Here is a 21,590-nt window from a genome sequence, read left to right as displayed (position 1 = left end):
TCCTGCCGCCTGCTGGACTTCCGGCCACCGCCCCCGCGCGGTGGCCTTTTCTTGCCCGCCCCGGCGCCTTCGGTTAGAGGGGCCGGACGCCAGACAGGGGCGGGTCAGGGAGAATGAGATGCGCGCATTTGTGTTTCCGGGGCAGGGCGCCCAGGCGATAGGCATGGGCCGCGCGCTCGCCGAGGCCTATCCCGCCGCCCGCGCCGTCTTCGACGAGGTCGACGATGTGCTGGGCGAAAAGCTCTCCGCCCTGATCTGGGAGGGCGATGCCGACACGCTCACCCTCACACGCAACGCCCAGCCCGCGCTGATGGCCACCTCGATGGCCGCGATGCGGGCGCTCGAGGCCGAGGGCGCCAGCATCGGCGCCGCCGGCGTGGTGGCAGGGCATTCGCTCGGGGAATATTCCGCCCTCTGCGCTGCCGGCGCGCTAACGCTTGCCGACACTGCCCGGCTTCTGCGCATCCGCGGCGACGCGATGCAGGCGGCGGTGCCCGAAGGGGTGGGCGCCATGGCCGCGATCCTGGGGCTCGATTTCGATGCCGTCGCGAAGATCTGCGCCGAGGCCAGCGAGGCGGGCGCCATCTGCGAGGCCGCCAATGACAACGACCCGTCGCAGACCGTGATCTCGGGCCACAAACCCGCCGTCGAGCGGGCCATGGCGCTGTGCAAGGAGGCCGGCGCCAAGCGCGCGCTGCCGCTGCCAGTCTCAGCCCCGTTCCATTCCTCGCTGATGCAGCCAGCCGCCGAGCGGATGGCCGAGGCGCTGGCGGCGGTCGAGCTGAAGGCCCCCGCCGTGCCGGTGATCGCCAACGTCACCGCCGCGCCCGTCACCGACCCCAGCGAGATCCGCGACCTCCTCGTGCGGCAGGTCACCGGCTCTGTCCGCTGGCGCGAGAGCGTGATGTGGATGGCGGAGAATGACGTGACCGAGAGCTGGGAAATCGGCTCGGGCAAGGCGCTGACCGGCATGATCCGCCGGATCGCCAAGGAAATGCAGACCCGTACCATCGGCACGCCGGAAGACGTGTCGGCGACAGTGGAAAGCCTGACGGAAAAGAAAGAGGCGAGCGATGTTTGATCTTACCGGCAAGACGGCCCTGGTCACCGGCGCATCCGGCGGCATCGGCGCCGCGATCGCGCGGGCCCTGCACGAGGCGGGCGCCACCGTTGGCCTCTCCGGCACGCGCACCGAGCCGCTGGAGGCGCTGGCCGCCGAGCTCGGCGAGCGGGCGCATGTGCTGCCCTGCAACCTCAGCGATGTCGACGCCGTGACAGCCCTACCGAAGCAGGCGGCCGAGGCGATGGGCAGCCTCGACATTCTGGTCAACAACGCCGGCATCACGCGTGACAATATCTTCATGCGGATGAGCGAAGACGAGTGGCAGAGCGTGCTCGACGTCAACCTCAATGCCACGATGCGCCTGTGCAAGGGCGCGGTGCGCGGCATGATGAAGTCGCGCTGGGGCCGGATCATCAACATCTCTTCCGTCGTCGGCGCGCTCGGCAATCCCGGGCAGACGAATTACGCCGCGGCAAAAGCTGGCATGATCGGCTTTGGCAAATCGCTGGCCTATGAGGTGGCAACGCGTGGCATCACGGTGAATGCCGTGGCGCCGGGCTTCATTGCCACGCCCATGACCGACAAGCTGAACGAAGAGCAGCAATCCGGCCTTCTGGGGCAGATTCCGCTGGGCCGCATGGGTACGCCAGAGGAAATCGCGGCCGCCGTTCTCTATCTCGCCAGCCCGGAAGCGGCTTATGTTACCGGTACCGTCCTGCACGTGAATGGCGGCATGGCGATGCTCTGAAAGGGCGTTTACAGGCTGTCGCGAAAGCGTTTGCCTGCCCTTGAAACTCTGCTATAGGCCGACGAGATTTCGCGGGGCGGTTCACCGCCGGCCCGTAGTTGAGCCCGGTTAACGGGGCTGTCAGAACCGCCCGACAAGGGCTATAGAGCAGGGCAATGGCCCGAAACGTGAGGGATAGTTATGAGCGACGTCGCTGACCGCGTGCGCAAGATTGTTGTGGAGCACCTCGGTGTCGAAGAAGACAAGGTGACCGAGAACGCCTCCTTCATCGACGATCTGGGCGCCGACAGTCTGGACACCGTCGAACTGGTTATGGCCTTCGAAGAAGAGTTCGGCATCGAGATTCCCGATGACGCCGCCGAGACCATCCAGACCTTCGGCGATGCGGTGAAATTCATCGAGGGCGCCCAGTAAGGCACCTGTCGGAATTTCGAGTGTTTGCGGCGCCCCTTTGGGCGCCGCTTTTGCTTTGAGGGGCGGGGCTTCGTCTATCCTGCCAGCCAAATGTGCCAACGTCGCACGCCGGCCCGAGGGTGGGCGCCACTCCGGTGCCGCTACCGCGATTTATGCCGCAACGACCCTCCTAGCGGGGAGCTGCGCGCTTCCTTCACCAGAGCGCCAGCCCGTGGGGACGGGTAGGCGCTCGCGAGGCGAGCTGAAGCCCTTGATCCCGCCCGGGGCAAAGAGCGGCCAGGTGCCCCCCAGGTCGCCCAGAAGCTCGCCGCCCCGCAAGCCCCAAGGGCCTTCCGGCCCTTGCCCCCCTCTTTGCCCCTGGGGTAGAGACCAAGCCAACGAAAAACACGTGGGAGAGAGCAGATGCGCCGTGTCGTGGTCACCGGATTAGGCCTTGTCACCCCGCTCGCCGATGGCGTCGAAGCCAGCTGGGAGCGGCTGCTCGCCGGCCAGTCTGGCGCCGGCCCCATCACGCGGTTCGACGCCTCTGGCGTCACCACGAAATATGCCTGCGAGGTCCCGCGCGGCGATGGCAGCGATGGCACCTTCAACGCCGATACCTACATGGCTCCGAAGGATCAGCGGAAGGTCGACGATTTCATCCTCTTCGGCATCGCCGCCGCCCAGCAGGCGGTCGAAGATTCCGGCTGGATGCCCGAGGACGAGGAAGACCGCCTGCGCACCGGCGTGCTCATCGGCTCCGGCATCGGCGGGCTGAACTGGATAGCCGAGACCGCCGTTCAGATCAAGGAGAAGGGGGCGCGCCGCGTCTCGCCGTTCTTCATCCCCGGCTCGCTGATCAACCTGATCTCGGGCCAGGTTTCCATCCGCTACGGCTTCAAGGGGCCGAACCATTCGGTCGTCACCGCTTGTTCCACCGGGGCCCATGCCATTGGCGACGCCGCGACGATGATCAAGCTCGGCCGGGCCGACGTGATGGTGGCTGGCGGCGCCGAGGCGGCGATCTGCGAGATCGGCATCGCCGGCTTCAACGCCTGCAAGGCCCTCTCCACCAAGCGCGAGGACGACCCCAAGGCCGCCTCGCGCCCGTGGGATGCCGACCGTGACGGCTTCGTCATGGGCGAGGGCGCCGGCATGGTGATCCTCGAGGAATACGAGCATGCCAAGCGGCGCGGCGCCAAGATCTATGGCGAAGTGCTGGGCTATGGCATGTCGGGCGACGCCTACCACATCACCGCGCCCTCTGAGGACGGCAATGGCGGTGAGCGCTCGATGAAGGCCGCGCTGGAAGACGCCGGCCTGCTGGCCAACCAGATCGACTACATCAACGCCCACGGCACCTCGACGATGGCCGACACCATCGAGCTCGGCGCTGTCGAGCGGCTGCTCGGCGACGCGGCCGGCAGTGTGACGATGTCGTCTACCAAGTCGATGACCGGCCACCTGCTCGGCGCTGCCGGCGCCATCGAGGCAATCTTCTCGATCCTCGCGATCCGTGACCAGGTTTGCCCGCCGACGATCAACCTCGACAATCCTGCGGTTGAGACGAAAGTCGATCTCGCGCCCAACAAGAAAGTCGAGCGGCAGGTGAATTACGCCCTGTCGAACTCCTTCGGCTTCGGCGGCACCAATGCCAGCGTGATCTTCGGGAAAACCGACTGATGTGGAAGGGCATCGCGTCGAACGCACTGACGCTGTTCATCGTCGTCCTCTTCCTGCTCGGCGGCATCATCAGCTGGGGCGCGAACGAATACCGCACTGAAGGCCCGCTGGAGACGGCGATCTGCCTGCGCGTGCCCTCGGGCAGCAACATGCGCCGGGTCAGCGACGATCTGGCCCAGCAGGGCGCCATCAGCTCGGCCGCCATCTACCGGATCGGCGCCGATTATTCCGACAAGGCCTCCGACCTGAAGGCCGGCGCCTTCCTCGTGCCCGCCGGCGCATCGATGGAGCAGATCCTCGACATCGTCACCCGCGGCGGCCAGTCGACCTGCGGGACGGAGATCGTCTACCGCGTCGGCCTCACCGGCCTGCTCGCCGAGGTGCGCGAGCTAGACCCCGAAACGAGCCGCTTCGAGGAAGTCGCGGAATGGGACCCGGCGGCCCAAGCCGAAGCCCCCGAGGAATACACCCGCATCCGCGAGGCCGCCGACACGCGCTACCGCGTCGTGCTGCCCGAGGGCCTGACCTCCTGGCAGGTGGTGCAGGGCCTGAACGCCGTAGAGGTTCTGAGCGAGCCGGTGGAGGATATCCCACCCGAAGGCATGCTCGCTCCCGACAGCTACGAGATCGTGCCCGGCGATAGCGTCGCCAGCGTGCTGGAGCGCGCGCAAAGCTCGCAGGCCGCCATCCTCGCCGCCGCCTGGGCCGAGCGGGAAGACGGGCTGCCGATTGCGACGCCGGAAGAGGCACTCATCCTAGCCTCCATCGTCGAGAAGGAGACTGGCGTGCCCGAAGAGCGGCCCATGGTGGCCTCTGTCTTCGAGAACCGGCTGATCCAGGGCATGCGCCTGCAGACCGACCCGACGGTGATCTACGGCGTCACCGAAGGGCGCGGCGTGCTTGGCCGGGGCCTGCGGCAGAGCGAGCTGCGCGGCGAGACGCCCTACAACACCTATGTGATCGACGGCCTGCCGCCGACACCCATCGCCAACCCTGGCCGCGCCGCCATCGAGGCGACGCTGAACCCGGCCGACAGCAACTACATCTTCTTCGTGGCCGACGGTACGGGCGGGCACGCCTTTGCCGCGACGCTCGATGAGCACAACGCCAATGTCGCCCGCTGGCGGCAGATCGAGGCCGAACAGGCGACGAGCGGAGACGATTGAGGTTAACGCCGCCCTGCGCCACAGCGCGCAGGGCAGGGCGCAACACATTGACTTTTCGAAGAAAAAAGCGGAATACTCTGCGCAATAAGAACAACGAAGGGGGGCCGAATGTGGCCCCCTCTTTTCGTTTGAGGCACATCCCCGGGCCGCGCCCGGGGGAGCAAAGGCAGCAGATGACCAACAGGATTCCACCCCCCCTTCAACCGGAAGGGGGCGTCGCCAAAGAGCTGGCCGACGCCGTGACCCTTCTGGGCTCGGCCCGCAGCCGGCTCGCCACCCTTCTCGCAGAGATCGAGACCGGCAATGCCGCCGCCGCCGGCGAGGCCAAAGCGGAAGTCGAGAAGCTTTTTGACGCGGTGCGCCGCGCGTTTGACGTAGAGGCGAAGTACAATGACTGGCACGCAAAGCAATCTGGGCTTGCAACCGGAGGCGAGCTCGATCTCGCCGATATCCGCCATCAGATCGGCTGCCGGCTGGCTCGCCTCCGGTCCTGCGGAGGCCCAGGCTGAGTTTCTCGACAGCCTCAGCGCCGAAGAGCTGCGCGCCCTGCCATGGCTCTTCGACTTCTGGGCGATGGAGCATCAGCTGCCGCCCGAGGGCGACTGGCGCTCATGGGTGATCCTCGGCGGCCGCGGCGCGGGCAAAACGCGCGCCGGCGCCGAATGGGTGCGCAGTATGGTCGAGGGTGCCAGGCCCGACAGCCCCGGCAAGGCGCGGCGCGTGGCGCTGGTAGGAGAGACCATCGACCAGGCGCGCGAGATCATGGTGTTCGGCGAAAGCGGCATAATGGCCTGCTCGCCGCCTGACCGGCGGCCCGACTGGATCGCGACGCGGCGCATGCTGCGCTGGCCGAACGGGGCAGAGGCGCGGCTCTACTCGGCGCATGAGCCCGAGGCGCTGCGGGGCCCGCAATTCGATGTGGCCTGGGTGGATGAGCTCGCCAAGTGGAAGAAGGGCGAGGAGGCGTGGGACATGCTGCAATTCTGCCTGCGCCTCGGCGACGACCCGCGCGTCTGCGTCACCACCACGCCGCGCAACTCCGCCGCCCTGAAAAGTCTGCTCGCCCAGCCGAGCACCTGCCGCACCCATGCGCCCACCATGGCCAACCGCGCCAATCTCGCGGCAGGGTTCATGGAGGAGGTGCAGCGCCGCTACGCAGGCACGCGCCGGGGCCGCGAAGAGATCGAGGGCCAGATGCTGGCCGAGGCGGAGGGCGCGCTCTGGCCCTCGGCCCTGATCGAGGCGGCGCGCACCGATGACGTGCCGAAGCTCGACCGGATCGTCGTGGCCATCGACCCGCCGGTCACGTCGCATGCCGGCTCGGATGAATGCGGCATCGTCGTCGTCGGCGCCGTCACGCAGGGCCCTCCGCAGGAGTGGCGGGCCTATGTGCTGGAGGATGCCTCGCTCGCCGGCGCCTCACCGTTCGACTGGGCCAAAGCCGCCATCGCCGCGCGCGAGCGGCACGGGGCCGAGCGGCTGGTGGCAGAGGTCAACCAGGGCGGCCAGCTGGTGGAGACGGTGCTGCGCCAGATCGACCCGCTGGTGCCATACCGCGCTGTCCGCGCCCAGGCCGGCAAATCGGCCCGGGCAGAGCCGGTCGCCGCGCTCTACGAGCAGGGCCGGGTGCGGCATGTGACGGGGCTGAGCGCGCTGGAAGACCAGATGGCGCTGATGACCCGCACGGGCTTCGAGGGGCGCGGCTCGCCCGACCGGGTGGATGCGCTGGTCTGGGCGCTGACCGAGGCGATCCTCGTGCCGGCCGCCATGTGGCGTCGTCCGCGGCTGCGGGCCCTGTGAGGAGGGGCGGCGCCGGGGGAACCGGCGCCGCGATACGTCTAGCGGGTGGCTTAGCGGGGCAGGGCGGCGGCTTCGGCCGCCAGCGCCTCGATCCCCGCCCAATCCTCGCTCTCGATCATGCCCTTCGGCGCCACCCAGGAGCCGCCGACGCAGAGCGTGTTGGACAGGGCCAGGTACTCCGGCGCGTTCTTGAGGTTGATCCCGCCCGTCGGGCAGAAGCGGATCTGGGGCAGCGGCGAGGCCAGCGAGCCCAGCGCCTTGGCGCCGCCGATAGCCTCGGCCGGGAAGAACTTCATCGTCTTGTAGCCGCGCTCCAGCAGCGCCATCGCCTCGGTCGCCGTGGCGACGCCGGGCAGCAGCGGCAGGTCATTGGCCTCGCAGGCCTCCAGCAGCCGCTTGGTGGAGCCGGGCGAGACACCGAAGCTGGCGCCGGCCTTCTTGGCCTTCTCCACATCTTCCGCCGTCAGAAGAGTACCGGCGCCGACAACGCCGCCCTCGACCTTCGCCATCTCGGCAATGGCTTCCAGCGCGGCGGGGGTGCGCAACGTCACCTCCAGCGCCGGCAGGCCGCCGGCGATGAGCGCGCGGGCCAGGCCCTCGGCTTTCGAGGCATCGTCGAGCACCAGCACCGGCACGACGGGGGCGAGCTGGCAGGTTTTGGCGGTGAGTTCAGAGGCGTGTTCGGGGGTCATCGGCTTGGGTCTCCGGCAAAGGGGGCCAGCGCGCGGGGGCGCCGGCGGAAGGGCTTAGAGCAGGGCGCTCGCACCGGCGGTGGCAAGGCCGACATTCTGGCGGAACACCTCGAAGAGGTCGCGGCCGAGCCCGGTGTCATTGGCCGACAGATCCACCGGCTCCGCCTCTCGGCCCGACAGATCGGCCAGCACCTCCAGCACGCCGGCCTCGGCATCGAGCCGCATCAGGTCGCCGTCGCGGATCAGCCCGATCGGCCCGCCATGCGCGGCCTCGGGCGAGACATGGATCGCCGCCGGCACCTTGCCCGACGCGCCGGACATCCGCCCGTCGGTCACCAGCGCGACCTTAAGGCCCCGGTCCTGCAGGACAGAGAGGGTGGGGGTCAGCGAGTGCAGCTCCGGCATGCCGTTCGCCTTCGGCCCCTGGTAGCGGACGACGACGATGGTGTCTTCGGTGAACTCCCCGGCGCGGAAGGCGGCCTTGACGCTCTCCTGGTCGTGGAAGACGCGGGCCTTCGCCTGCACCATCCGCCGCTCTGGCGCGACGGCGGAAACCTTGATGACAGCGCGGCCGATATTGCCGTTCAGCTGCGCAAGGCCCCCGGTTTTGGCGAAGGGGTCGCTGATGGGGCGCAGGATCTTGTCATTCTGCGTCACGCCATCGCCCTCGCGGTATTCCAGCTTGCCGTCCACCAGCTTCGGCTCGCGGGTGTAATGCTCCAGCCCCGTGCCTGCGACCGTCTCGGTGTCGTCATGCAGCAGGCCGGCCTCAAGCAGCTGGCCGATCATGTATTGCAGCCCGCCGGCGGCGTGGAAGTGATTCACGTCGGCCAGACCGTTCGGGTAGACCTTCGCCATCAGCGGCACGATGGCCGAGATATCGGCGAAATCCTCGATGTCGAGGATCACGCCCGCGGCCCGCGCCATGGCGGGCAGGTGCAGGACGAGGTTCGTCGAGCCGCCCGTCGCCATCAGCCCAACGATGCCGTTCACGAAGGTGCGCTCGTCGAGGATCTGCCCGACGGGGCGGTAATCGTTGCCCAGCGCGGTGATCTCCGCTGCCCGTTCGACGCCGGCCACCGTCAGCGCCTCGCGAAGCGGGGTGTTCGGGTTGACGAAGCTCGCCCCCGGCAGGTGCAGCCCCATGAACTCCATGAGCATCTGGTTGGTATTGGCGGTGCCGTAGAAGGTGCAGGTGCCCGGGCCGTGGTAGCTGGCCATCTCGGCGGCCATCAGCTCTTCGCGGGTGGCGTCGCCGGTGGCGAAGCGGTTGCGCACGGCGGCCTTCTCGTCATTCGGCAGGCCGGAGGTCATCGGCCCGGCGGGGATGAACACGCCCGGCAGATGGCCAAAGCTTGCGGCGGCGATGATGAGGCCCGGCACGATCTTGTCGCAGACGCCGAGGTAGAGCGCGGCGTCGTAGGTGTTGTGGCTGAGGCCCACGGCAGCGGCCATGGCGATGACATCACGGCTGAACAGCGACAGCTCCATGCCCGTCTGGCCTTGCGTGACGCCGTCGCACATCGCGGGCACGCCGCCCGAGACCTGCGCCGTCGCCCCCACGCGGCGGGCCGCATCGCGGATCACCTGCGGGAAAGTCTCGAACGGCTGATGCGCCGAGAGCATGTCGTTGTAGCTGGTGATAATGCCGATGTTCGGCGCCTTACCCTCGGCCAGCGAGCCCTTGTCGTCTCCCATCGCCGCATAGGCATGGGCCTGGTTGCCGCAGGCCAGATGACCCCGGTTCGGCCCCGCCGCGCGCGCCGCCTCCAGCCGCGACAGGTAGCTGCTGCGCGGCCCTTCAGAGCGGGCGCGAATACGGTCGGTGATCTCGATGAGCTTGGGATGGAGCGGCATGGGGGCGGCCTTTCCGGGTCTGATGGCGTCAGTGTCTGTTGGTTCGCTGTCTATCAGCAGGCGTTAGCGCTAACAAGCAACCTGAGCCCATTTGCCGCGGCTTTCGCCCGCGAGCGGGCCGGGATAGGAGGGCGCATGAGTGATTTGACCTCCATCTATCCCACCGTGCGCCTGATGCCCAAGGCGGAAGCGCGCGCCATCCGCCACGGGTTCCCTTGGGTCTATTCCAATGAGCTGGTTCTGGACAGACGGGCCAAAAATCTGGCGCCCGGCACATTCGCTGTGCTCGAAGATGCCGAGCGCCGGCCCATGGCGCTGGTCACGGTAAACCCCGCCTCGCGCATCGCGGCCCGGGTGATGGACAGTGACCCCGCCGCCGAGATTGGCCCGGCCTGGCTGCGCGCCCGGCTGGGGGAGGCCCTGGCGCATCGCGCGCGGCTCTATGACACGCCCTATTACCGGCTGGTGCATGCCGAGGCCGACCGGCTGCCGGGCCTGATCATCGACCGCTTCGGCGATATCGCCGTCATGCAGCCGAACGCGGCCTGGGCCGAGACGATGGCGGAGGAGATCGCCGCAGCTCTGGTGGAGGTCACCGGCGTGACGGCGGTGCTGAAGAACGGCACCTCCCGCGGCCGGGCGCTGGAGGGGTTGCAGGAAGAGACGGCAATGCTGGTGGGCGAGGCGCCCAGCGGCCCGCTGCCCGTGCCGATGAACGGCGCCACCTATATGGCCGACCTGATGGAGGGGCAGAAAACCGGCCTCTTCTTCGACCAGCGGCCCAACCATGCCTTCGCCGCCGGGCTGGCGAAGGGCGGCCGCGTGCTGGATGTCTTCGCCCATGTGGGCGGCTTCTCCATCGCGGCGCTCGCTGCCGGCGCCCAGAGTGCGCTGGCCGTCGACAGCTCCGCCACTGCGCTGGCGCTGGCCGGGCAGGGGGCCGAGGCCAGTGGCAGTGCCGCCCGCTTCAGCACCCGCCAGGGCGAGGCCTTCGCGGTGATGGAGGCGCTGGCCGCCGAGGGTGAGCGCTTCGACCTCGTCGTCTGTGACCCGCCGGCCTTCGCGCCCAATAAGGCGGCGCTCGACAAGGGCCTGCGTGCCTACGAGCGCGTCGCACGGCTCGCGGCGCCGCTGGTGGCCGAGGGCGGCTACCTGATGTGCTGCTCGTGCAGCCACGCCGCCGATCTGGCGAACTTCCGCGCCGCCAGTGCCCGCGGCATCGGCAAGGCCGGGCGGCGCGGGCCGATCGTGCACACCGGCTTTGCCGGGCCCGACCATCCGCAGGTGCCTCAGCTGGCCGAGAGCGGCTATCTGAAGACCGTGACCTTCCGCCTGTAAAGATGCGCGCCGTTCTCGACGCCTGCGTGCTCTACCCCACCGTCATGCAGCGGATGCTACTGGGCGCGGCCGGCGCGGGCCTGTTCGAGCCGCGCTGGTCGCCCCGCATCGAAGAGGAATGGGCCCGCGCCGCCGCCCGCAAGGGGCAGGAGGTCTTCGCCCGCGGCGAGATCGCCGCAGCCAATGCGGCCTTCCCCCGCGCCCGCGTGAGCTGGCAGGCCGAGCTTGAGCGGCGGCTCTGGCTGCCCGACCCGGCGGATGTGCATGTGCTTGCCGCCGCCATCGCCAGCTCGGCCGACATGATCGTCACATCGAACGCCAAGGATTTCCCCCGCGGGCTGCTGGCGGAAGAGGGCCTGTCCCGCGCCGACCCCGATGCGCTGCTGCTGGGCTTCTTCGAGGCAGACCCAGAGCGCCTGCGCCCCGTCGCCGAGAAAGTGCTGGCCGAGGCGCGCGATCTCTCCGGCGAGGCGTGGGAGATGCGGCCCCTCATGAAGAAGGCCCGGATGCCGCGACTGGGCAAGGCGCTGACCTAGGGCTGGGGCCCGCCCCGCTGTCCAGCTAAGACATGGTTAATTGCCGGCGCCCTGAAGCACCGGCCATTAACCCTTGTTACCGCTATCCTAAGCCTCGCCGCGTTAGCCCCGGGTGATCCACCCGCCGCCGAACACCCGCGTGCCTTCGCCGGCGTAAAAGACGCAGGCCTGGCCCGGGCTCACGCCCTCTTCGGCGAGGGCCAGTTCGACCTCGGCCTCGCGCGGGCCGGTCGGTCGCACCACCGCATCCACCGGCGGCTTCGTCGAGCGCACGCGGACGCGCACGTGATATTCGCCCTGGTCGGTGAAGGCGCCATCGCCCAGCCAGTTGACCTCTTTGAGCGGAATGCGTCGCACGGCCAGCATCTCCCGCGGGCCGACGACCACTTCGCGGCGATCAACATCCAGACGAATTACATAAAGTGGTTCAGACAATCCGCCGATGCCGAGCCCGCGGCGTTGACCAATTGTATAGTGAATCACCCCTTCATGAGTGCCAAGAACACGGCCGTCGGCATGCACGATCTCGCCCGGCTGGGCGGAGCCGGGGCGGATCTTCTGGATCAGCTTGGCGTAATCGCCATCGGGCACGAAGCAGATATCCTGGCTGTCCGGCTTGTCGGCCACACCCAGCCCGTAGCGCTGCGCGAGCTCGCGCGTTTCGCTTTTGCTCTTCAGATGGCCGAGCGGGAATCGCAGGTAGGCGAGCTGTTCCTTGGTCGTCGAGAACAGGAAATAGCTCTGGTCGCGCGCCGGGTCGGCGGCCATGTGCAGCTCGGGCCCATTCGGCCCTTCGAGGCGGCGGATGTAATGGCCGGTGGCCATGCATTCGGCCTCCAGGTCCTTCGCAGTGCCCAGAAGGTCTTGAAATTTCACACGTTCGTTGCAGCGGATGCAGGGCACCGGCGTGGCGCCGCCGAGATAGCTCTCGGCGAATTCGTCAATCACTGCCTCGCGGAACATGTTCTCGTAATCGAGCACGTAATGCGGGAAACTCATCGTTTCCGCTACGCGGCGCGCATCGTGAATGTCGCGCCCGGCACAGCAGGCGCCCTTCTTGGCCAGCGCCGCCCCGTGGTCGTAGAGCTGCAGCGTGACGCCGACGACATCGAAGCCCTGCTCGGCCAGCATCGCAGCCACGACAGAGCTGTCGACGCCGCCGGACATGGCGACTACGACGCGGGTAGAAGCGGGTGCGCCCGGCAGACCGAGCGCGTTGAGAGGTGTCTCAAGCGGCATGGATTGATCCTTGATATTGGCCGGAAATATAGGAAAATCCTCCGTATCTACAACCTCATGATTTACGACCCGTTAATATCCGCCACGGAGTCTGCGCGTGCAAACGATCCACGGAGGGGTGAGATATGTATTTGCGCAAGGTGGAGGGCCCAAGGGCCGTCCAGCTGCCTGATGGCAGCTATATGTCGAGGGCGGATCTTCCGCCACCCGAGACCCGGCGCTGGGTGGCCTCGCGAAAGGCCGCGGTCGTAAAGGCTGTGACTCACGGCCTGATCTCGCGCGAGACAGCGCTCGAGGATTACAGCCTGTCGGACGACGAGTTCGATAGCTGGATCAATGCCGTCGCCCGCCATGGCGAAGTCGCCCTGAAAGCAACCGCGCTCAAGCGGTTTCGCAAAACATAAATGGTCGACCGATTGGCAATCCTACAGTAACGTCGCGTTAACCATATTCTGGTTAAGCTCCGAACGCTGCTGTATCACGGAGGGTTGCATGCGAGTGCTGCTGGTTGAAGACGATCCTACCACATCTAAGAGCATCGAACTGATGCTCACCCACGCCAACCTCAATGTCTATGCCACGGACATGGGCGAAGAGGGCATCGATCTGGCGAAGCTCTACGATTACGATCTGATCCTTCTGGATCTGAACCTTCCGGACATGACGGGCCACGAGGTGCTTCGCCAGCTTCGCGTCAGCCGGGTCGATACGCCTATTCTGGTGCTCACTGGGGATGATGCAACAGAAAGCAAGCTGAAGAGCTTCGGCTTTGGCGCGGATGATTACCTGACCAAGCCCTTCCACCGCGAAGAGCTGATCGCGCGCATCCATGCCATCATCCGCCGCAGCAAGGGCCACGCGCAGTCGGTCATCAAGACCGGCAAGATCACCGTGAACCTCGATGGCAAATCGGTGGATGTCGATGGCCAGCCCGTGCATCTGACCGGCAAGGAATATCAGATGTTCGAGCTGCTTTCGCTGCGCAAGGGCACGACGCTGACCAAAGAGATGTTTCTGAACCATCTTTATGGCGGCATGGACGAGCCCGAGCTGAAGATCATCGACGTCTTCATCTGCAAGCTCCGCAAGAAGCTCAGCCAGGCAACCGGCGGCGAGAACCATATCGAGACGGTCTGGGGCCGCGGATATGTTCTGCGCGATCCCGATCCTGCGTCAGCGCAATCGCAGGTCGCCATCGGCGCCTGAGCCATATCCCGATGCCTGCGCCAGTTCTGGCGCGGGGCCGGCGGGGCGGGGGCCCCCAGCCGGAGGTGCCAGAAGGCACGCGGCCGCTCCAGGCGGGGCGCAGCCAGGCCGGGCGATCTGGTGCCATTTCCATCTCGGTCAGCGGGGCAACATCACGCGGTATTGCCGCCAGCGACTACAGCCCGGCCATCGCCGCCGCCAAGGCTGGACGCCTCCCTTGCCCCGTTTTAGACCTTGGCCAGGGGCGCGCCAGGCGCCAGCCGGCGGAGGGCCCATGAGCAAAGCGAGCGATGCGCCCGAAACGGCAAAAGCGGCCGATGTCGCCGTGGATGAGCTGACGCCAGAGGCCGCCGAGGCAGAGCTCGCGCGCCTCGCCGCCCGGCTCGCCGAGGCGAACGACGCCTATCACGGCGCCGACGACCCGGTGATCGACGATGCCGAATATGACCGGCTGAAGCGCCGCAATGCCGATATCGAGGCTGCCTTCCCGGGCCTCAAGCGCCCGGATTCCCCCAGCGAGCAGGTGGGCGCTGCCCCCTCTGAAGGCTTCGGCAAGATCCGCCACGAGCGCCCCATGCTCTCGCTGGCCAATGCCTTCGAGGCCGAGGACATCGCCGATTTCGACCGCGGCATCCGCCGCTACCTGGGCCTCGCGGGCGACGCCCCGCCGCTGGCGTATACGGCCGAGCCGAAGATCGACGGCCTCTCACTGTCGCTCCGCTACGAGCAGGGCGCCCTCGTCTATGCCGCCACCCGCGGCGACGGCACCACGGGCGAGAACGTCACCGAGAATGCCCGGACGATCGCCGACATCCCGGAAAGTCTGACCGGTGCGCCGGACGTGCTGGAAGTGCGCGGCGAGGTCTATATCGCGCACGACGATTTCGCCGCCCTCAACGCCCGCCTGGCCGAGGCCGGCGCCAAGACCCTCGCCAACCCGCGCAACGCCGCCGCGGGCTCCCTCCGCCAGCTCGACGTCTCCATCACCGCCAGCCGGCCGCTCCGCTACTTCGCCTATGCCTGGGGCGTCACGTCTGAGCCGCTGGCCGAGACGCAGATGCAGGCCATTGAGCGGCTCGCTGCCCTCGGCTTTCAGACCAACCCCGAGACGCGCCTTTGCGCCGGGCAGAAGGAGATGCTCGCCACCTACGAGCACCTCACCACCGCGCGGCCCGATCTGGGCTATGACATCGACGGTGTCGTCTACAAGCTCAACGATCTCGCCCTGCAGGCGCGGCTCGGCTACCGCTCCACCACGCCCCGCTGGGCCATTGCCCACAAGTTCCCCGCCGAGCTGGCCTGGACGACGCTGGGGGCCATCGACATCCAGGTCGGCCGCACCGGCGCGCTCTCTCCCGTGGCGCGGCTCGCCCCGGTCACCGTGGGCGGCGTCACCGTCTCCAACGCGACGCTTCACAATGAGGATTACATCGCCGGCCGCGCCTCCTCTGGCGAGGAGATCCGGGGCGGCAAGGACATCCGAATCGGCGATCGGGTGCAGGTGTACCGCGCCGGCGACGTCATCCCCAAGATCGCCGATGTCGATCTGGCCAAGCGCCCGGAGGGCGCCGAGCCCTACCAATTCCCCGAGACCTGCCCCGAATGCGGCTCGCCCGCCGTGCGCGAGCCGGGCGACGCCATACGGCGCTGCACCGGCGGCCTCATCTGCCCGGCGCAGGCTGTGGAGAAGATGCGCCATTTCGTCAGCCGCGCCGCCTTCGACATCGAGGGTCTCGGCGCCCGGCAGGTCGAGCAGTTCTTCGCCCTCGGCTGGATCCGCGAACCGGCGGACATCTTCACGCTGGAGGCGCGCGACAGCGACAAGGCGGTCGCCGACATCACCGAGAGCCTCACGCGCCAGGTCGCCAGCAGTACCGAACCCGCACCCGAGGCGGCGGTGATCGAGCGCTACCGCACCATCCTCGCCCCCCTCGGCGAGCCTGTGATGGAGGAGAGCCTGGCTGGCGTGGCCGAGGCCGTGCAGCGCCTGTCGACCCGGCCACTCTCCAAGACCAAGGGCTGGGGTGCGAAGAGCGCCGCCAACCTCTTCGCCGCCATCGAAGAGCGGCGGACGATAGAGCTGGCCCGCCTGATCTTCGGCCTCGGCATCCGGCATGTCGGTGAAGTGGCAGCCAGCGATCTCGCCCGCCACTACAGCACCTGGACCGCGCTTGAGCGGGCGATGGATCTCTCCCGCCCCGCCGCGCTAGCGCACCGCGCCGCCGACGAGGCCGAACGGGCCGAGCGGCAGGCCGCGGCGGAGGAAGGTCGGCGTGCCCGGCTGACCGAGGCGCGCGACAAGGCCGCGGCAGAGGCGGCTGCCCCGGTCGAGGCCCGCGCCGCCTGGGACGAGCTGGTCGGCACCGATGGCATCGGCCCCGTGCTGGCGCTGTCGCTCTCCGACGCCTTCGCCAATAGCGACGAGCGCGGCTCGATCGACCGGCTGGCGGGCGCCCTTGAGGAAATCACCGCCGCCGAGAAACCCGCGAGCGACAGCCCCGTCGCGGGCAAAACGGTCGTCTTCACCGGCACGCTGGAGAAGATGACCCGCGCCGAGGCCAAGGCCCGGGCCGAGAGCCTGGGCGCCAAGGTGGCCGGCTCGGTCTCGGCGAAGACCGACCTGCTCGTCGCCGGCCCCGGCGCCGGCTCGAAGGCCAAGAAGGCGGCCGAGCTGGGCGTGGAGACCATCGATGAAGATGGCTGGCTGGCGCTGATCGGCGATGGCTGAGCCGCCGCGCGCCAAAGGCCGGCCAGAGCTGCTCTGGCCGCTGTTCGCCAGCCTCACCAAGCTCGACGGCATCGGCGACAAGACCGCCGCCCTGCTCGCGCCCGCCGGCATCGAGAAGCCGAAGGACATGCTCTACACCCTGCCGCATACCGGCATCGACCGGCAGATGCGGCGCACGATCAAGGGCTTGGCCCTGCCCGGGACGGCGACCGTGCAGGTGCGCATCGGCCTGCACCATGCCCCGCGCGTGAAGGGTCGGCCCCATATCGTCGATGTCGAGGATGAAGAGACGAGCTTTCATCTCGTCTTCTTCCATGCCGGCAGCGGCTGGCTGGCCCGGCAGCTGCCGCCGGGCGAGACCCGCGTCGTCTCCGGTAAGCTGGAGCTCTACGACGGGGTGGCGCGCATGGTGCATCCCGACCATATTGTCTCGCCCCGCGCGGCCGAGAGCATTCCGCCCTACGAGCCGGTCTACCCACTTGTGCACGGCATCACGCAGAAGCTGATGTTCCGCGCCAGCCGCTCGGCGCTGGGGATGGCGCCGGACCTCGCCGAATGGGCCGATGAGGGGCTGGTGGCGCGCGAGGGGTGGCCCGCCTGGCGCGCGGCGCTGCAAAGCGCGCATGCTCCGGTTGGGGCCCAGGCGCTCGACCCGGCCGATCCGGCGCGGCGGCGGCTGGCTTACGACGAGTTCTTCGCTCATCAGATGACGCTGGCCCTCGCCCGCGCGAATGCCCGCCGCGGCAAGGGCCGCCCCTCCAGCGGCGACGGCCGGCTGCGCGAGAAGATCCTCGCCGCGCTGCCCTACAAGCCGACCGGTGCCCAGATGCGGGCCGGCGAGGAGATCGCCGCCGACATGGCCGCGCCGCAGCGGATGAACCGGCTGCTGCAGGGCGATGTCGGCGCCGGCAAGACGCTGGTGGCGCTGATGGCGCTGCTCAACGCGGTGGAATCGGGCGGGCAGGGAGCGCTGATGGCCCCGACGGAGATCCTCGCCCGCCAGCATGCCGCTGGCCTTGCGCCGCTGGCGATGACGGCGGGCGTGCGGATGGAGCTGCTGACGGGACGCGACACGGGTGCCGCCCGCGCCGCCAAGCTCTCCGCCCTCGCTGAGGGGCGCATCGACATCCTCGTCGGCACCCATGCGATCTTCCAGGCGGGCGTCGAGTTTCGCGACCTGCGCCTTGCCGTGGTCGACGAGCAGCATCGCTTCGGCGTGCGCGAGCGGATGGAGCTGGGCGCCAAGGGCCGCGCCGCCGATATGCTGGTGATGACGGCAACGCCGATCCCCCGCAGCCTGGCTCTGGCACAATACGGCGACATGGATGTCTCGGTGCTCGATGAGAAGCCGCCGGGGCGCAAGCCGATCACCACGGCGCTCGTCTCCACCGGGCGGCTCGATGAGGTGCTGGAGCGGCTGAAGGGCGCGCTTGATGAGGGCCGGCAGGTCTACTGGGTTTGCCCGCTGGTGGAGGAGAGCGAGACCTCAGACCTCGTCGCGGCAGAGCAGCGCTTCACCTGGCTGCGGGCGCGGCTGGGGGAGGGGCGCGTGGGGCTGGTGCATGGGCAACTCCCCCCGGCAGAGAAAGACGCCGCCATGGCTCGCTTCGCCGCCGGCGAGACAGGGCTGCTGGTGGCGACGACGGTGATCGAGGTGGGTGTGGATGTGCCCAATGCCTCGATCATGGTGATCGAGCGGGCCGAGAGCTTCGGCCTTGCCCAGCTCCATCAGCTGCGCGGCCGCGTCGGCAGGGGCGAGGCCGAGTCCACCTGCCTGCTGCTCTACCGCGCCCCGCTGAGCGAGACGGCCCGGAGGCGGCTGGAGATCCTGCGCCAGAGCGAGGACGGCTTTCGCATCGCCGAAGAGGATCTGGCGATCCGCGGCTATGGCGACCTCATCGGCACCGCGCAATCGGGCGTTCCTCGTTTTCGCATCGCCGATCCAGAGCGGCAGGGCGCGCTGATGAAGCTCGCGCAGGACGACGCCCGTGCCCTTCTCGCCCGCGACCCAAAGCTCGAAACACCGCGCGGAGAGGCGGCCCGCACCCTGCTATGGTTGCTGGAACAAGACCGCGCCATCCGGCTGTTAGGTGTTGGTTAACAGCGATTTGCTCGTTTGTTCGCGAATGTTCTCACAAAGTTCTTTACAGAATGAGAACAATGTGGGAACTCTACTCCATCAGAGGATGGAGGCCAGCATGGCGCAGCGCATCAAGCAACTGATTACCCGGGCAGACGAAAGCTGGCTGGGGGAAGCCGCCGGCGCCGTGAGCCTGTTCGCCATCCTATTCGCGGCCCTCACCCTCGGGGGAGTGTCCTGATCTCTGCCTGGCGATGATTTTGTGAAAGCCCGGGCCCGGTGCGCTGCCTCGCACCTGCCTGAAGCTGCCTCTTCGGGCCCCTGTCCGGCTTGGGTCTTTCTGTCCCCATGACATCGCCTGCCTGCCGCCGCTGCCCCCTGCCCGGGCAGCGGCGGTTTTTTCTTTAGGGCAGGGGTGTCGTCAGAGCTTTCGCGTCAGAGCTTCTGCGCGATGATCCGGGCAGTCAGGGCCAGCACCAGCACGCCGATTCCCAGCGGCACGGGCGTGCCGTTGAAGGCCAGCCCGATCGGCCCGGCTACCAGCGTGGCGGCAACGGTGCCGAAGGCTGTCATCAGCGAAGCCGCCATGCCGGCGACATGGCCGAGCGGCTGCAGGGCGAGCGCGTTGAGGTTGCCCATGCAGAAGCCCATCTGGAAGAAGATGCTGATGAGCCAGAGATAGAAAAGCGGGAAGTGCAGCGCCTCTGGCGCCCAGACCCAGCCGGCCAGCATCACGGCGACCAGCACGATCTGCACCACCATCATCAACCGCACCGCGCCGCCCATGCCGATCCGCTCGACAAAGCGCGCGTTGATCGGCCCGCCGGTCGAGGCGATGACGGCGACGCCGCCGAACCAGAGCGGGAAGCCCGCGCCCCGGTCGAAGGCGACATCGAAGAGCTGCTGCACAGAGGCAAGCGTTGCGAAGAGCATCGCGTAGATCAGTGCTTGCAGGATCGCGGAGCGCCGGGCGACGGAATTGCGAACGACCTCCAGAAAGGCGATCTTCAGGGGTGAGAGGCGCAGCTGGCTGCGGCGCCCCTCCGGCAGGGTCTCTTCCAGCCGGCTGACCATCCACACCATGGTCACGAGCGAGAACACCGCGAGAAATGCGAAGATGCCGCGCCAATCTGCCAGGAAGAGGATGGCGGTGCCGAGCAGCGGGGCCAGTGCTGTCAGCAGCGCGAAGATCATCATCACGAAAGACAGCAGGCGTGCCATCTCGTTGCCCTCGTACCGGTCGCGCACGCAGGCGAGCGCGATCACGCGGGGGGCGGCGGCCCCGATGCCCTGCAGCACGCGGGCCGCCAGCATCCAGCCGAGCGAATGCGACATCGTCGAGAGGGCGGCGCCGATGAGGTAGAGCGCGGCGCCGATCAGCATGGCGCGCTTGCGACCGATGGAATCCGAGATCGGCCCGGCGAAGAAGGTGCCGACGCCCATACCGAAGAGGAAGAAGGTGACGATCAGCTGCGCGCGGTTCGGCTCGCCGGGCGTCAGCGTCTCGGCGATATAGGGCAGGGCGGGCAGCATGGAATCGACGGAAAGGGCAACCGTCGCCGTCAGCGCCGCCATCAGCGCAATGAATTCGAACCGGCCCATGGCCGGCCGCGCCGGCGTGGACGAGGTTGTCACGCCCCGGCGCCCTGCTCTTCGATCTCCTCGATCACCTTGGCCCAAAGCTCGGCCGGCTGCGCGCCAGGCACGACATGCTGCTCTGCCACGATGAAGGTCGGCACGGCGCTCACACCCATGCCGCGGGCCTGCACATCGAGGTCACGAACCTCGGCGAGGTCGGCATCGCTGGCGAGCAGCCGCAGCACCATGTCGCGATCCATCTCGCAGCGGGCGGCGACATCGGCGAGCACCTCATGGTCGCTGATGTCGAGGCCATCCTGCCAATAGGCCTGCATCAGCGCAGAGACGACGGGCGTCGCCCGCTGCTCCAGCGTGGCCCAGTGGATCAGGCGGTGCGCATCGAGCGTGTTGGGCACGCGGCCGATCTTGTTGAAATCGATCGTCAGCCCGGCCTTGGCAGCATGCTCTGCGAGCATGGCATTGGCGCGCTCGGCACCCTCCTTGCCCATCTTGCCTTCCAGATAGCTGCGCCGGTCTGCGCCTTCGCGGGGCATGTCGGGGTTGAGCTGGAAGGGGCGCCAGGTGATCTCGAACGGATTAATCCGGCCTTCCAGCGCATTGAAGAGATTGGTCTTTCCGATATAGCACCAGGGGCAGATGGGGTCGGAAAAGATGTCGAGCCGAACCATGGGGCGGCCTTTCGTTTATTGCACATGTCTCGGGGCGATGCGCCGCGCAGGCGCAGGGCGTTGAGGCCTACTTAAGGGCGGGGCGCGGCGCTGTCCAATGCGGCACCTTGGCAGGGGCCGCCATTGCCTCTGGCGCGGCGCGCAGCCTATAACGCCCGCCATGGCACTTGAAGAGAACGGCTCGATCCTGCGCCTGGCGCGCGAGGGCGGCGGGGAGGACCCGGTCACGCCGCTCGACTTGGGCGCGCGGGTGCGCGAGCTGCGCAAGGCCCAGGGCTGGACGCTGGAACAGGCCGCCAGCCAGGCCGGCCTCGCCCGCTCGACCCTCTCGAAAATCGAGAACGGCCAGATGTCGCCGACCTATGACGCGCTGAAGAAGCTGGCGACGGGGTTGCAGATCTCCGTGCCCCAGCTCTTCACCGCACCCTCACGCGGCCAGGTGACGGGGCGCATGGCGATGACCCGTGCGGGCGAGGGGGTGAGCCACCCGACGGCGACCTATGAGCACGAGCTGCTCTCTGGCGCGATGACCCGCAAGAAAATGCTGCCCTACCGGGCGCGCGTGCGGGCGCGGCGTATGGAAGAGTTCGACGGCTGGGTGCGGCACGACGGCGAGGAATTTCTCTACGTGCTGACCGGGGTGATCCGGCTTTTCACCGAGTTCTACGAGCCGGTGGAGATGAAGCGCGGCGACAGCGCCTACTATGACGCTTCGATGGGGCACAACGTGGTCTCTGTCAGCCCGGAGGATGCGACGATCCTCTGGGTGACCTCTCTCGACTGACCTCGCCGCT

The 21,590-nt window shown here is 68.1% G+C and carries 20 protein-coding genes; 15 read left to right on the top strand and 5 right to left on the bottom strand.

Annotated features, from left to right (window positions below; translation table 11 throughout):
• The first annotated feature begins 118 nt into the window (after positions 1–118).
• The 7 genes from fabD (at position 119) to ACXN5S_RS18710 (ending at position 6,853) form a co-directional block, all read left to right on the top strand.
• Positions 119–1,081 (top strand): ACP S-malonyltransferase, encoded by a 963-nt coding sequence (gene fabD / locus ACXN5S_RS18740; protein ID WP_458607004.1) that lies wholly within the window; start codon positions 119–121, stop codon positions 1,079–1,081.
• Positions 1,074–1,811 (top strand): 3-oxoacyl-ACP reductase FabG, encoded by a 738-nt coding sequence (fabG, locus tag ACXN5S_RS18735; protein ID WP_458607003.1) that lies wholly within the window; start codon positions 1,074–1,076, stop codon positions 1,809–1,811. The genes fabD and fabG overlap by 8 nt, the downstream gene beginning before the upstream one ends.
• 180 nt (positions 1,812–1,991) lie before the next feature.
• A complete protein-coding gene (locus ACXN5S_RS18730) occupies positions 1,992–2,225 on the top strand; it encodes an acyl carrier protein (protein WP_163891702.1) in 234 nt (77 codons plus the stop codon).
• Positions 2,226–2,627: 402 nt separating this feature from the next.
• On the top strand, positions 2,628–3,887 hold the full coding sequence (fabF, locus tag ACXN5S_RS18725) for a beta-ketoacyl-ACP synthase II (RefSeq protein ID WP_458607002.1): 1,260 nt from the start codon (positions 2,628–2,630) through the stop codon (positions 3,885–3,887).
• The gene (gene mltG, locus ACXN5S_RS18720) at positions 3,887–5,053 is read left to right on the top strand and encodes an endolytic transglycosylase MltG (RefSeq protein ID WP_458607001.1); all 1,167 of its coding nucleotides are present in this window, start codon (positions 3,887–3,889) and stop codon (positions 5,051–5,053) included. Before fabF ends, mltG begins: the two co-directional genes overlap by 1 nt.
• Before the next feature lie 173 nt (positions 5,054–5,226).
• Entirely contained in the window at positions 5,227–5,562 is a 336-nt protein-coding gene (locus ACXN5S_RS18715; RefSeq protein ID WP_458607000.1) for a hypothetical protein, read from the top strand.
• The gene (locus ACXN5S_RS18710; RefSeq protein WP_458607018.1) at positions 5,510–6,853 is read left to right on the top strand and encodes a DNA-packaging protein; all 1,344 of its coding nucleotides are present in this window, start codon (positions 5,510–5,512) and stop codon (positions 6,851–6,853) included. The genes ACXN5S_RS18715 and ACXN5S_RS18710 overlap by 53 nt, the downstream gene beginning before the upstream one ends.
• A gap of 50 nt (positions 6,854–6,903) precedes the next feature.
• On the opposite strand, the gene eda is transcribed toward ACXN5S_RS18710, so the two are convergent.
• Positions 6,904–7,545: a bifunctional 4-hydroxy-2-oxoglutarate aldolase/2-dehydro-3-deoxy-phosphogluconate aldolase gene (gene eda, locus ACXN5S_RS18705; protein WP_458606999.1), complete on the bottom strand. Its 642-nt coding sequence runs from the start codon at positions 7,543–7,545 to the stop codon at positions 6,904–6,906.
• Between the two features lie 54 nt (positions 7,546–7,599).
• Positions 7,600–9,402 (bottom strand): phosphogluconate dehydratase, encoded by a 1,803-nt coding sequence (gene edd, locus ACXN5S_RS18700; RefSeq protein WP_458606998.1) that lies wholly within the window; start codon positions 9,400–9,402, stop codon positions 7,600–7,602.
• A 135-nt stretch (positions 9,403–9,537) separates the two neighbouring features.
• On the opposite strand from edd, the gene ACXN5S_RS18695 reads away from it, so the two are divergent.
• Both ACXN5S_RS18695 and ACXN5S_RS18690 read left to right on the top strand, forming a co-directional pair.
• The gene (locus tag ACXN5S_RS18695) at positions 9,538–10,740 is read left to right on the top strand and encodes an RSP_2647 family RNA methyltransferase (RefSeq protein WP_458606997.1); all 1,203 of its coding nucleotides are present in this window, start codon (positions 9,538–9,540) and stop codon (positions 10,738–10,740) included.
• Between the two features lie 2 nt (positions 10,741–10,742).
• Positions 10,743–11,276, top strand: a complete 534-nt coding sequence (locus tag ACXN5S_RS18690; RefSeq protein WP_458606996.1) for an RSP_2648 family PIN domain-containing protein — start codon at positions 10,743–10,745, stop codon at positions 11,274–11,276.
• A gap of 102 nt (positions 11,277–11,378) precedes the next feature.
• On the opposite strand, the gene mnmA is transcribed toward ACXN5S_RS18690, so the two are convergent.
• Positions 11,379–12,515 (bottom strand): tRNA 2-thiouridine(34) synthase MnmA, encoded by a 1,137-nt coding sequence (gene mnmA, locus ACXN5S_RS18685; RefSeq protein ID WP_458606995.1) that lies wholly within the window; start codon positions 12,513–12,515, stop codon positions 11,379–11,381.
• A 125-nt stretch (positions 12,516–12,640) separates the two neighbouring features.
• Here mnmA and sciP point away from each other — a divergent pair, with 125 nt between their 5' ends.
• From sciP to ACXN5S_RS18660, 5 genes are all read left to right on the top strand, one after another.
• Positions 12,641–12,919 carry a CtrA inhibitor SciP gene (sciP, locus tag ACXN5S_RS18680; protein ID WP_458606994.1) on the top strand — a complete coding sequence of 93 codons (279 nt, stop codon included), beginning with the start codon at positions 12,641–12,643 and terminating at the stop codon, positions 12,917–12,919.
• A gap of 88 nt (positions 12,920–13,007) precedes the next feature.
• Positions 13,008–13,721, top strand: coding sequence for a response regulator transcription factor CtrA (ctrA, locus tag ACXN5S_RS18675; protein WP_458606993.1), 714 nt, complete (start codon positions 13,008–13,010; stop codon positions 13,719–13,721).
• A gap of 274 nt (positions 13,722–13,995) precedes the next feature.
• Positions 13,996–16,449, top strand: a complete 2,454-nt coding sequence (gene ligA, locus ACXN5S_RS18670) for an NAD-dependent DNA ligase LigA (protein ID WP_458606992.1) — start codon at positions 13,996–13,998, stop codon at positions 16,447–16,449.
• Complete coding sequence (gene recG, locus ACXN5S_RS18665) at positions 16,442–18,550, top strand: ATP-dependent DNA helicase RecG (protein ID WP_458606991.1); 2,109 nt, start codon at positions 16,442–16,444, stop codon at positions 18,548–18,550. Before ligA ends, recG begins: the two co-directional genes overlap by 8 nt.
• Positions 18,551–18,647: 97 nt before the next feature.
• Positions 18,648–18,770, top strand: a complete 123-nt coding sequence (locus ACXN5S_RS18660) for a hypothetical protein (protein WP_458606990.1) — start codon at positions 18,648–18,650, stop codon at positions 18,768–18,770.
• Positions 18,771–18,964: 194 nt separating this feature from the next.
• Here the strand turns inward: ACXN5S_RS18660 and ACXN5S_RS18655 are convergent, their stop codons facing one another.
• Together ACXN5S_RS18655 and ACXN5S_RS18650 are read right to left on the bottom strand one after the other, a co-directional pair.
• Complete coding sequence (locus ACXN5S_RS18655) at positions 18,965–20,164, bottom strand: MFS transporter (RefSeq protein ID WP_458606989.1); 1,200 nt, start codon at positions 20,162–20,164, stop codon at positions 18,965–18,967.
• A complete protein-coding gene (locus ACXN5S_RS18650) occupies positions 20,161–20,796 on the bottom strand; it encodes a DsbA family oxidoreductase (protein WP_458606988.1) in 636 nt (211 codons plus the stop codon). The genes ACXN5S_RS18655 and ACXN5S_RS18650 overlap by 4 nt, the downstream gene beginning before the upstream one ends.
• Positions 20,797–20,956: 160 nt before the next feature.
• On the opposite strand from ACXN5S_RS18650, the gene ACXN5S_RS18645 reads away from it, so the two are divergent.
• Positions 20,957–21,580: a helix-turn-helix domain-containing protein gene (locus ACXN5S_RS18645; protein ID WP_458606987.1), complete on the top strand. Its 624-nt coding sequence runs from the start codon at positions 20,957–20,959 to the stop codon at positions 21,578–21,580.
• Positions 21,581–21,590: the final 10 nt, after the last annotated feature.

The sequence above is a fragment of the Pseudoroseicyclus sp. H15 genome (assembly GCF_054353345.1).
This window is presented reverse-complemented; position numbering and strand designations above follow the sequence as displayed.

Coding starts and splice junctions, on each gene's coding strand:
- mnmA (WP_458606995.1), bottom strand. CDS start 12,515: ATGCCGCTTGAGACACCTCTCAACGCGCTCGGTCTGCCGGGCGCACCC.
- ctrA (WP_458606993.1), top strand. CDS start 13,008: ATGCGAGTGCTGCTGGTTGAAGACGATCCTACCACATCTAAGAGCATC.
- fabD (WP_458607004.1), top strand. CDS start 119: ATGCGCGCATTTGTGTTTCCGGGGCAGGGCGCCCAGGCGATAGGCATG.
- eda (WP_458606999.1), bottom strand. CDS start 7,545: ATGACCCCCGAACACGCCTCTGAACTCACCGCCAAAACCTGCCAGCTC.
- mltG (WP_458607001.1), top strand. CDS start 3,887: ATGTGGAAGGGCATCGCGTCGAACGCACTGACGCTGTTCATCGTCGTC.
- ACXN5S_RS18650 (WP_458606988.1), bottom strand. CDS start 20,796: ATGGTTCGGCTCGACATCTTTTCCGACCCCATCTGCCCCTGGTGCTAT.
- ACXN5S_RS18715 (WP_458607000.1), top strand. CDS start 5,227: ATGACCAACAGGATTCCACCCCCCCTTCAACCGGAAGGGGGCGTCGCC.
- ligA (WP_458606992.1), top strand. CDS start 13,996: ATGAGCAAAGCGAGCGATGCGCCCGAAACGGCAAAAGCGGCCGATGTC.
- fabF (WP_458607002.1), top strand. CDS start 2,628: ATGCGCCGTGTCGTGGTCACCGGATTAGGCCTTGTCACCCCGCTCGCC.
- recG (WP_458606991.1), top strand. CDS start 16,442: ATGGCTGAGCCGCCGCGCGCCAAAGGCCGGCCAGAGCTGCTCTGGCCG.
- ACXN5S_RS18690 (WP_458606996.1), top strand. CDS start 10,743: ATGCGCGCCGTTCTCGACGCCTGCGTGCTCTACCCCACCGTCATGCAG.
- edd (WP_458606998.1), bottom strand. CDS start 9,402: ATGCCGCTCCATCCCAAGCTCATCGAGATCACCGACCGTATTCGCGCC.
- ACXN5S_RS18645 (WP_458606987.1), top strand. CDS start 20,957: ATGGCACTTGAAGAGAACGGCTCGATCCTGCGCCTGGCGCGCGAGGGC.
- ACXN5S_RS18660 (WP_458606990.1), top strand. CDS start 18,648: ATGGCGCAGCGCATCAAGCAACTGATTACCCGGGCAGACGAAAGCTGG.
- sciP (WP_458606994.1), top strand. CDS start 12,641: ATGTATTTGCGCAAGGTGGAGGGCCCAAGGGCCGTCCAGCTGCCTGAT.
- ACXN5S_RS18695 (WP_458606997.1), top strand. CDS start 9,538: ATGAGTGATTTGACCTCCATCTATCCCACCGTGCGCCTGATGCCCAAG.
- fabG (WP_458607003.1), top strand. CDS start 1,074: ATGTTTGATCTTACCGGCAAGACGGCCCTGGTCACCGGCGCATCCGGC.
- ACXN5S_RS18730 (WP_163891702.1), top strand. CDS start 1,992: ATGAGCGACGTCGCTGACCGCGTGCGCAAGATTGTTGTGGAGCACCTC.